The 12,446-nt window shown below is 62.5% G+C and carries 13 protein-coding genes; 7 read left to right on the top strand and 6 right to left on the bottom strand.

Features of this window, described 5'->3' with window-relative positions; genetic code table 11:
- Nucleotides 1-276: 276 nt before the first annotated feature.
- The 5 genes from CIT26_RS13760 to CIT26_RS13740 all read left to right on the top strand — a co-directional run bounded on the left by CIT26_RS13760 (nucleotide 277) and on the right by CIT26_RS13740 (nucleotide 5,537).
- Entirely contained in the window at nucleotides 277-1,401 is a 1,125-nt protein-coding gene (locus CIT26_RS13760; RefSeq protein ID WP_095493098.1) for a sugar ABC transporter substrate-binding protein, read from the top strand.
- Between the two features lie 71 nt (nucleotides 1,402-1,472).
- Nucleotides 1,473-3,020, top strand: a complete 1,548-nt coding sequence (locus CIT26_RS13755; RefSeq protein WP_095493097.1) for a sugar ABC transporter ATP-binding protein — start codon at nucleotides 1,473-1,475, stop codon at nucleotides 3,018-3,020.
- Nucleotides 3,017-3,997, top strand: a complete 981-nt coding sequence (locus CIT26_RS13750; RefSeq protein ID WP_095493096.1) for an ABC transporter permease — start codon at nucleotides 3,017-3,019, stop codon at nucleotides 3,995-3,997. Before CIT26_RS13755 ends, CIT26_RS13750 begins: the two co-directional genes overlap by 4 nt.
- Nucleotides 3,994-4,980 (top strand): ABC transporter permease, encoded by a 987-nt coding sequence (locus CIT26_RS13745; protein WP_095493095.1) that lies wholly within the window; start codon nucleotides 3,994-3,996, stop codon nucleotides 4,978-4,980. Before CIT26_RS13750 ends, CIT26_RS13745 begins: the two co-directional genes overlap by 4 nt.
- 29 nt (nucleotides 4,981-5,009) lie before the next feature.
- The gene (locus CIT26_RS13740; protein ID WP_095493094.1) at nucleotides 5,010-5,537 is read left to right on the top strand and encodes a gluconokinase; all 528 of its coding nucleotides are present in this window, start codon (nucleotides 5,010-5,012) and stop codon (nucleotides 5,535-5,537) included.
- Between the two features lie 38 nt (nucleotides 5,538-5,575).
- On the opposite strand, the gene CIT26_RS13735 is transcribed toward CIT26_RS13740, so the two are convergent.
- Both CIT26_RS13735 and CIT26_RS13730 read right to left on the bottom strand, forming a co-directional pair.
- Nucleotides 5,576-6,025, bottom strand: a complete 450-nt coding sequence (locus tag CIT26_RS13735) for an RrF2 family transcriptional regulator (protein WP_095493093.1) — start codon at nucleotides 6,023-6,025, stop codon at nucleotides 5,576-5,578.
- Between the two features lie 229 nt (nucleotides 6,026-6,254).
- A complete protein-coding gene (locus CIT26_RS13730) occupies nucleotides 6,255-7,241 on the bottom strand; it encodes a sulfate ABC transporter substrate-binding protein (RefSeq protein WP_095493161.1) in 987 nt (328 codons plus the stop codon).
- Between the two features lie 272 nt (nucleotides 7,242-7,513).
- On the opposite strand from CIT26_RS13730, the gene CIT26_RS13725 reads away from it, so the two are divergent.
- Nucleotides 7,514-7,795 carry a type II toxin-antitoxin system TacA family antitoxin gene (locus tag CIT26_RS13725; RefSeq protein ID WP_095493092.1) on the top strand — a complete coding sequence of 94 codons (282 nt, stop codon included), beginning with the start codon at nucleotides 7,514-7,516 and terminating at the stop codon, nucleotides 7,793-7,795.
- The gene (locus tag CIT26_RS13720; protein ID WP_095493091.1) at nucleotides 7,795-8,271 is read left to right on the top strand and encodes a GNAT family N-acetyltransferase; all 477 of its coding nucleotides are present in this window, start codon (nucleotides 7,795-7,797) and stop codon (nucleotides 8,269-8,271) included. Before CIT26_RS13725 ends, CIT26_RS13720 begins: the two co-directional genes overlap by 1 nt.
- Nucleotides 8,272-8,340: 69 nt before the next feature.
- Here CIT26_RS13720 and CIT26_RS13715 read toward each other — a convergent pair whose 3' ends face one another.
- From CIT26_RS13715 to CIT26_RS13700, 4 genes are read right to left on the bottom strand one after another with little or no spacing between them, the layout of a single operon-like run.
- Nucleotides 8,341-9,381, bottom strand: coding sequence for a sulfate/molybdate ABC transporter ATP-binding protein (locus CIT26_RS13715; protein ID WP_095493090.1), 1,041 nt, complete (start codon nucleotides 9,379-9,381; stop codon nucleotides 8,341-8,343).
- Nucleotides 9,382-9,396: 15 nt separating this feature from the next.
- Nucleotides 9,397-10,281, bottom strand: a complete 885-nt coding sequence (gene cysW, locus CIT26_RS13710; RefSeq protein WP_095493089.1) for a sulfate ABC transporter permease subunit CysW — start codon at nucleotides 10,279-10,281, stop codon at nucleotides 9,397-9,399.
- On the bottom strand, nucleotides 10,274-11,125 hold the full coding sequence (cysT, locus tag CIT26_RS13705) for a sulfate ABC transporter permease subunit CysT (RefSeq protein WP_095493088.1): 852 nt from the start codon (nucleotides 11,123-11,125) through the stop codon (nucleotides 10,274-10,276). Before cysT ends, cysW begins: the two co-directional genes overlap by 8 nt.
- 31 nt (nucleotides 11,126-11,156) lie before the next feature.
- The gene (locus CIT26_RS13700; RefSeq protein ID WP_095493087.1) at nucleotides 11,157-12,185 is read right to left on the bottom strand and encodes a sulfate ABC transporter substrate-binding protein; all 1,029 of its coding nucleotides are present in this window, start codon (nucleotides 12,183-12,185) and stop codon (nucleotides 11,157-11,159) included.
- Between the last annotated feature and the right edge of the window lie 261 nt (nucleotides 12,186-12,446).

Genomic DNA, 12,446 nt, shown 5'->3' with positions numbered 1-12,446 from the left:
TGACCCTTTACACGGCGTCATGGGTAGCGCTACCATCTGCCTTTGGGAGGAAGCTCGCGGCAAAGACCAAAGTCTGTTTATTATATATAAGCGACAGCTCATGCTTGTTTATTATGTATAATATGATAGTTTTTACTTCGGTTAGCCGAGCGACAAGGGAGGAGGTCGGGTCGGCATTCGGCCGCCTGAAAGGCGCGAAGGGCAAGGCGGGAGGTGCCGGGCCGGACGCGCGAGACGCGTAAGAACAATCAAAAACTGCAACTGGGAGGAATATCGATGTTCAAGTCACTTGTTGGTGGCATCGTTGCCGCCACTGCATTTGTCATGCTGAGCTCGTCGGCGCTCGCCGAAGCCGAAATCGTCAAAGGCCCGTCCGCCGAGCCGGACTGCTTCGCGCCGTGGGCGGCCGACACGCAGTTCTTCAAGTTCCCCAAGAAGGAAGGCCCGTACCGCATCGCGCTCGCCAATGGCTATATCGCCAACACTTGGCGCATCCAGATGGTGCAGACGGCGAAGGCCTATGCGGCGCAGCCGGAGGTCGCGGCGAAACTGAAGGAATTCAAGGTCGTCTCGACCGGCGAAGACGTGCCGGCGCAGATTTCGGCGATCAACAACTTCATCGACTCTGGTTATGACGCGATCGTCGTCAACGCGCAGAATCCGACGGCGTTTGGACCGGTCATCAAGCGCGCCAAGGAAGCCGGCGTCGTGCTGGTCGCCTTCGACAACATTCTCGACACCAAGGACGCCATCAACGTCAATGTCGACCAGAAAGGCCTTGGCGAGTTGTGGGCCAACTGGCTGGTCAAGCATATTCCCAATGGTGGCAAGATCCTCGAGGTGCGCGGCGTTGCCGGCACGTCGGTCGATACCGACCGCCACAACGGCATCCATGAGGTCCTCAACGGTTCCGGCAAGAAGTGGGAGGTCACCGAAGTCGTCGGCAAATGGGACGATGGCGTGGCGCAAAAGGCTACGGCCGACGCGATCGCCACCAACGGTCCCTTCGACGGCGTCACCGGGCAGGGCGGCGACACCGGCATCGTCCAGGCGATGATCGATGCCAAGCATCCGTTCGTGCCGTTCGGCGGCGAAACGGAGAATGGCTTTCGCAAATTCTGCGCCAAGTTTGCCGCAGACGGGCTGAAATGCTCGTCGGCCGGAACCGGCCCCGCCCAGGTGGCGGTCGCCATCAAGACGGCGATTGCCGCGCTCGAAGGGCAGGTCGTCCCGCAAGCGGTGAAGCTGCCGCTGGCAATCGTCGAGGATCCGAACTTCAAGGAAGGCGAGGACTATTTCCCCGACCAGTCCGACAATTTCTTCGTCGGCAACTCTTTCCCGACCTGCGGCATCAACTTCACCGCGCAGGAAATCATGGGCCAGAGCAAGGAAAACCAGTAGGCTGATCGCTCGGCGTCGCGGGGTTATCCCGCGACGCCGGTCCCGAAGAACAAGCGCCTTGGGAGGGGCCGATGGACGGTGCGGTTCCGCTCTTCCGCATGGAGGGCATATCCAAGCGCTATGGCGGTGTGCGGGCGCTGGAAAAGGCCGAGCTTTCGGTTACACCAGGCAGCATTCACGCCATTCTCGGCGAAAACGGCGCCGGCAAATCGACGCTGATCAAGGTCATGGCCGGCGTCGTCGCGCCTGACGAGGGCCGCATGATGCTGGACGGAAGCGAAGTGACCTTCGCTTCGCCGGCCGCGGCCAACCAGGCCGGCATCGTCTGCATCTTCCAGGAGCTGTCGCTCGTCCCCGAACTTAGCGTCGCCGACAACATTGTCATTTCCGATCCGCCCAAGCGCTTCGGCATGATCGACCGCAAGGCGCAGCGACGCGTCGCCGAAGAAGCTCTTGCTCGTGCGGGCGCTGCCGACATCCACCCGCTGGCGCTGGTCAAGGATCTTCCTCTTTCAAGAAGGCAGATGGTCGAGATCGCCAAGGCGCTGGCACGCAAGCCTCGCATCCTGATCCTCGACGAGGCCACCTCGGCGTTGACCGCGGCCGACGTCGCCAAAATTTTCGGCGTCTTGAAGCGGCTGCGCTCGGAAGGGCTGGCGCTGCTCTACATCTCACATCGCATGAACGAGATCGCCGAGCTTGCCGACCAGTGCACGGTGTTCCGAAACGGCCGCAATGTCGCCAGTTATGCTGCAGGCGCGAAGAGCGACAATGAAGTCGTCGAGCTGATGATCGGCCGCGAGTACAGCCATATTTTCCCACCGAAGCCGGTGCGCGCGCCGGCTATCACCGCTCCGGTACTGGAGGCGCGAAAACTGTCCTGGACCGACCGGCTGGACAATATCTCGCTCACGGTCGGGGCGGGCGAAGTCGTCGGCCTCGGCGGCCTCGATGGCCAGGGCCAGCGTGAATTGCTGCTCGCCTTCTTCGGCGTGCTGCGCGGCCTCAGCGGCCAGATATTGATCGATGGCAGGCCGGCGGTCATCGCCAGCCCGGCCAAGGCTCGCGGTGACCGGATCGGCATGGCGCTGATCCCAGAAGATCGCAAGACGGAAGGCCTGATGCTGCCGATGACGGTGCGCGAAAACCTCTCCTTCGCCGCGCTCGACCGGCTGTCCAGGGCCGGCATCATCGACCGTGCCGCCGAGCAGCGGCTGATCGACGACATGGTGGGTCTGCTGGCGATAAAGACGGCAGGGCTCGACATTCCGGTCGGCGCGCTGTCCGGCGGCAACCAGCAGAAGGTCGTCATAGCCAAATGGCTGATGCGGCAGCCGCGCATCATCCTGCTCAACGACCCGACGCGGGGCATCGATGTCGGCACCAAGCAGGAACTGTATCAGCTGATGCGCAAGCTTGCCGACCAAGGCGCGGCGATCCTGTTTTACTCCACCGACTATGACGAGCTGATCGGCTGCTGCGACCGGGTGCTGGTGCTCTATGACGGGGCGGTCAAGCGCGAGCTGGTCGGCGCCGAGATCACCGAGCGGGCGCTGATCGCCAGCGCGCTCAACATCCATGGCGAAGAGATGCCTGTTGGCCAAGGAGCGGACGCGTGAAGGATTGGCGCTACTGGCTTGCCGAACAACGCGGAACGCTGCTGGCGTTCGGCATTTTCATCGTGATGTTTACGATCTACACCTCGAACCATCCGGCCGGCTTTACCGCCAATGTCGTGCAGACGGCTTCCAACAAGGGCGTTCTGCTTGCCTTCGTCGCCATGGCGCAGACACTGGTGGTGATCACTGCCGGCATCGACCTTTCCGTCGGCATGATCTTTCTGCTGACCAACTGCCTGGCCTCATGGCTGGTCATCGGCACCGGCATCGAGACCGCGTTGGGCGTCGTCGCGGTGCTCGGCACCGGGCTGCTGTGCGGGGCGATCAACGGCGCCATCGTCATCTACGGACGGCTGCAGCCGATCGTCACCACCATCGCCACCGGCGCGGTCTATTTCGGCATCGCGCTGCTGCTGCGACCGTTTCCAGGCGGTTCGGTCAACGAGGATCTGGCCGACGCGCTGACCGGGCGGCTGTTCGGCGTGGTGCCGGCGAGCCTTGTGGCGCTGCTTACCGTCGTGCTCGTGGTTTGGGTGCCGTTCAGCCGGTCGGTGCTCGGCCGCGCGGCCTATGCTGCGGGATCGTCGGAAATGGCGGCCTACATGTCCGGCGTGCCGATCCGCCGCGGCAAGTTTGCCGCCTATGCGCTGGCCGGCCTGCTGGCCGCGATCGGCGGGCTGTTCCTGACCTTCTTCACCTATACGGGCGAGGCGGCCTATGCCAGCGGCAATGCCTATACGCTGTTCTCGATCGCAGCCGTGGTGCTTGGCGGCGTCTCATTGTTCGGCGGCAAGGGCAGCGCCATCGGCGCGATTTTTGGGGCGCTCGCCTTCCGCACCATCGGCGACCTGCTCTTCGTCTTCGATTTCGATCCGCTCTGGCAGCCGCTGTTCCAGGGCGTCATCCTGCTGATCGCGGTCAGCCTCGGCGCCTTCGCCCTGTTCAGGGTCCGCAACCGCCTGGAGTGGTTCCTGTGAGCGAAACGACCGTCGGCGGCATCGCTGGCCGCATGCCGAAATTCATCCGCCGCGCCGACCCCGCGGTGCTGACCGCCTTTGCTTGTATCGTGCTGCTGCTGTTTGTCGGCAGTCTTTATTCGCGCAGCTTCCTGTCGCCGGAATATCTGCTGCAGCAGCTCAAGGTGGCCTCGTTTCTCGGCGTCATCGCCACCGGCATGATGCTGGTCATCCTGTTAGGCCAGATCGACCTGTCGGTGCCGTGGTCGGTGGCGGCGGGCGCAATGATGGCCTGTGCGGCCGCCGCCTACGGCCCGGTCGGCGTGGCGCTGGCGATCCCGTTCGGCATCTTCTGCGGTGTCGCGATCGGCATCGTCAACGGCATCGGCGTCGCTTACCTGCGCATTCCCTCGATGATCATCACGCTCGCCACCAATGCCGTCGCGCAAGGGCTGATGGTAGTCTATACGGGCGGCTTCTCGCCGCAGGATTCGGCAACCCCGGCGATGCGATATCTGGCGACCGGCTTTGCCATTCCGGGCGTGCCCAACGCGGTCGTCATCTGGGCGCTGATCGGTGCTGCGATGGTTTTCGTGCTGACCCGCACCGGCTTCGGCCGCACGGTCTACGGCATCGGCAACCGCGAGCGCGCCGCCTACCTCTCCGGTATCGACACGCGGCGCGTGGTGCTGATCGCCTTCGCCGTGTCCGGCGGGCTCTCCGCCTTCGGCGGCGTGCTTCTGGCCGGCTATGCCTCCAAGGCGGCGCAGTCGATGGGCGACGCCTATCTCCTGCCGTCGATAGCAGCGGTCGTGCTTGGCGGCACCTCGATCCTTGGCGGCCGCGGCTCCTATCTCGGCACGGTCGCCGGCGTGATCCTAATCACGCTTTTGCAATCCATTCTTTCGGTCATGCAGATGCCGGAGGCGGGGCGGCAGATTATCTACGGCGTCGTCATCGTCGCCATGCTCCTGCTCTACGGCCGCGCGCCGGCCAGCCGCTGACCCGCATCGTGGACGAAAAGGCAGCACAAATGCAGAGGGATCCGGTTCGGTCCGCGCCGGCCGTCGTGGTGATGGGCGTCGCCGGCTGTGGCAAGTCGGCCGTCGGCGAAGCGCTGGCCGCAGCGTTAGGTGTCATCTTCGTCGAGGGCGACCGGCTGCATCCGCCGGAAAACGTCGCGCGTATGGCACGCGGCGAGCCGCTGACCGACGCATTGCGCGAAGGTTGGCTCGACGCGATCGGCCGGCGCATTGCGGGATCGGTCGGCGATGGGCAGGGCCTGGTCGCCGCCTGTTCGGCGCTGAAGCGCAGCTACCGCGAGCGTCTGCGCGGCTTTTGCCAGGACATCGTTTTCCTCTATCTGGAAATCGATCCCGCGACCGCAAAGCAGCGTGTCGGCTCCCGCCAGGGCCATTTCATGCCGGCAAGCCTGGTCGACAGCCAGTTCGCCACGCTTGAAGCGCCGGCAGCCGACGAGCACGCATTGACGCTCGATGCGACGCGCCCGATCGCCGACATTGTCGGCGACGTCGTGAGCCTGTTCGAGACGAATTCATGAGAGGTACACTGGCGCGGATCCGCTTCAGGGGCGCCTGATCAGATCTGCGACGTCAGTTCGGCTGGAAAATCGTCATTGTCGGCATCGCGCATCGCGGCGAGGCTGCGATTGTCCAGCACCTCGGCGATCGCCTGGCGCACCTCCAGCATCATGTTCCGGACCTGGCATGTCGCTTCGTCGCAATCCTCGCAGCGTTGATATTGGGTGCGGCTGGCGCAAGGGATCGGCGCCAGCGGCCCGTCGAGGACACGCACGACATGGCCGATCCTGATCTCGGAGGCCGGCCGGGCGAGGCGATAGCCGCCTTCCTTGCCCTTGCGGCTCTGGACGAAGCCGGCATTGCGCAATTCGCCCAGAATGGCATCCAGGAATTTCTTCGGAATGTTGTTGGCGACCGCAATGTCGTTGACGAATGCGAGCTGACCGACCGGCAAGCCTGACAGATGCACGAGGGCCTTGAGGCCGTATTTGCCTTTTTTGGTAAGCATGCCCGATTCAGTTCATGAAACCCCAACCGCCCGCATCTGGCGGTTGTTTGTGTGTAAATCATGACGTTTTGGTCGCGCGATGCAGTTTCGCGAAAACAAGCCGTCTGATGGCACGGTAGGCACAAACCCATTGATTCTTCGTGACGTTTTGGATGGTGCGCCCAAAATGCGTGAAAACGAAGAAAGCCGGCAAAGCCGGCTTTCTTATCAAGTTCGAAGATTGCTTGCTTCAGCGGCTGCCATAAGTCTGGTCAAGCAGTCCGCCCGCTGCGAAATGCTCGGCCTGGATCTTGGCCCAGCCGCCGAAGACATCTTCCACCGTCAGCAGCCGGATATCGGGAAAGTCGGCCTTGTATTTGGTGGCGACCGCCGCGTCGCGAGCCCGCAGGCCGTTGCGGGCGGCGATGTCCTGGCCCTGCGGCGTGTAGAGGAAGTCGAGATAGGTCTTGGCGAGGTCACGCGTGCCATGCTCGTCGGCGACCGTGTCGACGATCGCCACCGGAAATTCCGCCAGCAGGCTGACCGAGGGCGTCACCTGCTCGAACTTGTCATCGCCATACTCCCTGCGGACGCCCCGCGTTTCCGACTCGAAGGTGATCAGCACGTCGCCGATCTCACGCTGCACGAAGGTGGTGGTCGCGGCGCGCCCGCCAGAGTCGAAGATCGGCACGTTGTTGAACAGCTTGGTGACGAATTCCTTCACCTTGGCGTCGTCGCCCTTGAAGGCCTCCTTGGCGTAGGCAGTTGCCGCGAGATAGGTGTAGCGCGCATTGCCAGACGTTTTCGGATTGGGGAAGATCACCTGCACGTCGTCGCGCACGAGATCGTCCCAATCCTTGATGTTCTTCGGGTTGCCGGCGCGCACCAGGAAGGACGGCAGCGAATAGAAGGGCGAGGCGTTGTCGGGGAAGTCCTTCTGCCAGTCGGCGGAAATAAGACCCTTCGAGACCAGGAAGTCGATGTCGAGGACCTGATTGAAGGTGACGACATCGGCGCCGAGGCCTTCGGCGATGGCACGCGCCTGTGCCGACGTCCCGGCATGCGACTGATCGATGGCCACGCCGGGGTGCTCTGATATGAAGGCCTTGTTGACCTGCGCAAACAATTCGCGGCCGACATCGTAGGACGCGTTCAGCAGTCTGTCGGCCGACCAGGCTTGGGAGGATGCCAGGAACAGGCCGGTCAATGTGGCGACGCCAAGCAAAAATCGCTTCATGAAAACAGGCTCCCTGAAAGGCTGTTTGTCGAATGCCGCAGGATAATCGGGCGATGCCCGACGCGACGAGGCATGCAAGCCGGATCTATGGCGTTGCTGTGAGAAAAAGCGTTGCCGAAACAGCCCACTGCTAGGATTTTCTTCCAAGCGGATGCATTTCGGCGTGTTTTGCCGACGCTGCCGGTGCTTTTCCAAATCACCCTTCCTAGCGAGGCAATGAAATAGATACACATTGTGTATGTGAAGTGCTACGGTGGAAAGAGGAGCCCTTCATGACAAAGACCACACCTGAGACCCACGCCAAGCCTGTCAATCTGCGCATCCGAGAGGATGTGCGCATTCTGATTGACCGCGCCGCGAAAATACGCGGGAAAACCCGCTCCGACTTTATGATCGATGCCGCCTACCGCGCGGCCGAGGACACGCTGCTCGACCAAGCGCTTATCAAGGTCGATCCCGAGAGTTACCAGCATTATCTCGACATCCTTGATGAGCCACCGAGCGGTGAAGGTTTTGCACGCCTTATGAATGCGCCCAAGCCCTGGCAGGGCTGATGCTGTCGGCGCCCACGCCTCTTGCCGACAACCACGATCTCGAACTTTTCCAAAGCGGGACCGAGAGCCTGGATCAATGGCTTCGTCGCAGGGCGCGGGCCAACCAGGTCAGCGGCGCCTCGCGCACTTATGTGGTAACGGAAGGCGTGCGCGTTGTAGGCTACTACTGTCTGTCCTCGGGTGGGCTTGATCTTGCGGAAGCGCCAGGCGCCATTCGCCGCAACATGCCGGATCCCGTTCCTATGGCTGTGCTTGGGCGTCTCGCCGTGGACGCAAGCTGGCAAGGGAAGGGGCTAGGCGCAGCGCTCTTGCAAGACGCCGTTCTGCGCACTGGCCATGCCGCGACGATCCTCGGGATTCGCGGTATTTTTGTTCATGCCATATCGGCTGAAGCGAAAGCCTTCTATGAGCACTACGGCTTTGCGGCTTCCCCGAGAAATCCGATGACCCTGGTGCTCTCGCTAAAGGCGCGTTGAAAGGTAGTCGATGTCGCTCAGCATGAGAGAGGCGACCGTCATCAGCCCGGACTCACAATCGCCTTGTGGCTAAGCAGCCGGGAAAAGCTTCCACCGTCGCGGCCGGAACGCCACCCGGCTTTTCTGCGCCGCCGGATGGTCGACGGGCAGCTCGATCTCGATCCGCTGGCGCTCGCCGCCGATTTCGAGCTCCACCCGCCTGGTGCCGGCGACGCGGCGGCTGGCGGCGACCGTGCCGGCGATGCAGCCGTTGCATTCGTCCACCAGGTCGACATCATGCGGGCGGAAGAACAGCGTCGCTTCGCCCCGCGGTGCATGCGGCGCGGGAAGCCCGATCGGGCGGTCGGCGATCCAGACCTGACCGTCCTCGACCTTGACGGGAAGCGCGCTCGATTCACCGATAAAGCCGTAGACGAAGGGCGAGTTCGGCGTGTCGTAGATTTCATCGGCGGTACCGATCTGCTCGATGCTGCCCTGGCTCATCACCACCACGCGGTCGGCAAGCTCCAGCGCCTCTTCCTGGTCATGGGTGACGAAGACCGTAGTGTGGCCGGTGGCGTCGTGGATTTCGCGCAGCCAACGGCGCAACTCGCGGCGGACCTGGGCATCGAGCGCGCCGAACGGCTCGTCGAGCAAAAGCACGGCCGGTTCGATCGCCATCGCGCGGGCAAGCGCCACACGCTGGCGCTGGCCGCCCGAAAGCTGCGCCGGATAGCGCTTTTCCAAGCCTGAAAGCTGGACGAGGTCGAGAAGCTCGGAGGCACGGCGGCGGATTTCCTGCGCCGACGGCCGTGACGGCCCGTGCCGAACTTTTAAGCCGAAGCCGATATTGTCGGCGACCGTCATATGGCGAAAAAGCGCATAATGCTGGAAAACGAAGCCGACATTGCGCTCCTGGATCGACTTTTGCGACGCATCCTCCTCGCCAAAGAAGATCTTTCCTTTCGTCGGCCGCTCCAGCCCGGCTATCAGCCTGAGCAGCGTCGTCTTGCCGGAACCGGAAGGCCCGAGCAGCGCGATCAACTCGCCGGACTTGATGTCGAGCGAAACGTCGTGGAGGGCCGGAAACCGTTCAAACTCCTTGCGCACGTTGGCAACGCGAACTTCCATCAACCGTCCCTTTTTTCAGTGTCCGCGCGTCGCGGCGATCTCGGCGCCGTAGCGCATTTCGAGAAGTGTTTTCAAGACCAGCGTGACGAGCGCCAGACCCGCAAGCAGCGAGGCGACGGCGAAGGCGGCGGCGGCATTGTACTCGTTATAGAGGATTTCGACATGCAGCGGCATGGTGTTGGTCAGCCCGCGTATGTGGCCCGACACGACGGAGACCGCGCCGAACTCGCCCATGGCGCGGGCATTGCACAACAGAACGCCGTAGAGCAGCCCCCATTTGACGTTGGGCAGCGTCACGTACCAGAAGGCCTGCCAGCCATTGGCGCCGAGCGACAGCGCCGCCTCCTCGTCGCCATTGCCCTGTTCCTGCATCAAGGGGATCAGTTCGCGGGCGACGAAGGGGAAGGTAACGAAGATGGTGGCGAGCACGATGCCCGGCACGGCAAAGAGGATGACGATGCCATGCGCCTTCAGCCAGGCACCGAGCAGGCCTTGCGCGCCGAACAACAGCACATAGACCAGCCCGGAAATGACCGGCGAGACCGAAAATGGCAGGTCGATGAGCGTGGTCAGGAAGGCCTTGCCCTTGAACTCGAACTTGGCGATCGCCCAGGCGGCGGAGATGCCGAAGACGATGTTGAGCGGCACCGAGATCGCCGCCACCAGCAGTGTCAGGTGAATCGCCGAGCGCGTGTCGAGGTTGGTCAGCGCCTCCGTATAGGCACTGAGGCCCTTTGCGAAGGCTTCGTTGAAGACGACGATCAGCGGCAACAGCAGGAAAATGCCGAGGAAGGCAAAGCTCACGATCATCAGCACGGCTTTCGCCGGGCGGCTTTCAGTCACCGCCGCCGACAGGCTTTCGTGGTGCGGTGCGTAGGATTTGATCTCCGGATCAGCCATAGCGCTTGCGGCTCCACGTCTGCACCAGGTTGATGACCAGCAGCATCACGAACGACAAAGCGAGCATGATCGCCGCGATCGCGGTCGCCGCCGCATAATTGTATTCCTCCAGCCGGATGACGATCAGAAGCGGCGCGATTTCGGATTTGTAGGGCAGATTGCCGGCGATGAAGATGACGGAGCCGTACTCGCCGACGCCGCGCGCGAAAGCCAGCGCGAAACCGGTGACGATGGCAGGCGCCAGGCCCGGAAGCAGAACCCGGGCGATGGTCTGGAAGCGATTGGCGCCGAGCGTGGCGGCCACTTCTTCGACCTCCTTGTCGATCTCTTCCATGATCGGCTGGACGGTGCGCACGACAAAAGGCAGGCCGATGAAGATCAGCGCGATGACAATGCCGAGCGGCGTGTAGGCGACCTTGATGCCGAGCGGCGCCAGCAGGCTGCCGAGCCAGCCATTCGGCGCGTAGAGCGTGGTCAGCGCGATGCCGGCAACCGCCGTCGGCAGCGCGAAGGGCAGGTCGACCATGGCATCGACGATGCGGCGGCCAGGAAAGCTGTAGCGCACCAGCACCCAGGCGACGATCGTGCCAAAGACGACATTCACCATGGCGGCAATGAAGGCGGTGCCGAAGCTGATTTCAAGCGCGTTGATGGTGCGGCGGTCGGTAGCGATCGCCCAGAAATCGGCCCAGCCGAGCGCGGCCGATCGCCAGATCAGCCCCGACAGGGGAATAAGGATGATGAGCGTGAGGTAGGCAAGCGAGAAGCCGAGCGTCAATCCGAAACCCGGAATGACGCTCGGCTGTCTGAACCGCCACCCCGCCTTGGCGGGTGCTGTGGTCATGTCGTCCCGATCTAGAGTCTGGCTTACTGTCTTACTGGGCTGGCTTGTAGATCTGGTCGAATATACCACCGTCGCCGAAATGGTAAGGCTGCGCCTTCTTCCAACCGCCAAAAAGCGGATCGTCGATGGTGATCAGCTTGATTTCAGGCAGTTTGGCGAGGTCCTCCGCTGGCACCAAATCGGGCTTCGACGGACGATAGTGGTTCTTGGCGATCAGCGTCTGGCCTTCCTTGGAGTAGAGATAGCCTAGATAGGCTTCAGCGACTTTTCGCGTGTCCTTGGCATCGACATTGGCGTCGACCACGGCGACCGGCGGCTCCGCCAGGATCGAGGTCGGCGGGTAGACGATATCGAAATTGTCGGCGCCGAATTCGTCGAGCGCCAGATAAGCCTCGTTTTCCCAGGCCAGCAGCACGTCGCCCAGCCCCTTTTGCGCGAAGGTCACGGTCGCGCCGCGCGCGCCGGTGTCGAGCACCGGAACATGAGAGTACAGATTGCCGACGAATTCCTTGGTCTTGGCCTCGTCACCGCCATCCTTGGCGTTGGCATAGGCCCAGGCGGCGAGATAGTTCCAGCGTGCGCCGCCCGAGGTCTTGGGGTTCGGCGTGATCACCTGGACGTCGTCCTTGACCAGATCGCCCCAGTCCTGGATGCCTTTCGGGTTGCCCTTGCGGACGAGGAAGATGATGGTCGACGTGTAGGGCGCCGAATTGTTCTCGAACTTGGTCCGCCAGTCGGGATTGATCTTCTTCGATTTCTCGACGATGGCGTTGATGTCGCCTTCGAGCGCCAGCGTCACCACGTCGGCGTCGAGGCCGTCGATCACGGCGCGGGCCTGCGCGCCCGACCCGCCATGCGACTGCTGGACGGTTACAGTCTCGCCGGTCTCGGCCTGCCAGTGGGCGGCGAAGGCCTCGTCGAATTGCTTGTACAGCTCACGCGTCGGGTCATAGGACACGTTGAGGATGGTGGTATCGGCAAACGCGAAACCGAGCGTGCCGAACTGGACAGATGTGGCAACCAGTGCGCCGAGCAGTTTCCTGAAATGAGGATTGGTCATTTCCGCCTCCGTTGAGATCACCTCAATCTACTGAATTGGTAGAAATTAGATGCAATCAATGTTGCTTTTTTTGGCCTTGTGAAGCAATTTTTCGCCGACCTTTGGCCTCATGAGGAAATTCTTTCCTCGCAACGCTGCCGTGCGGAATCCGGGCTCATGAAGCGACCTATCTAGAGACCGGTCGCGCCTCGGCAATGGCTGAATGTGGTGCGAGCGTGTGTTCAGTCGGCGGCGACGAGAAAATTGAAGCGCTGCTTTGGA

Source organism: Mesorhizobium temperatum, assembly GCF_002284575.1.
Classification (GTDB): domain Bacteria; phylum Pseudomonadota; class Alphaproteobacteria; order Rhizobiales; family Rhizobiaceae; genus Mesorhizobium; species Mesorhizobium temperatum.
This window is presented reverse-complemented; position numbering and strand designations above follow the sequence as displayed.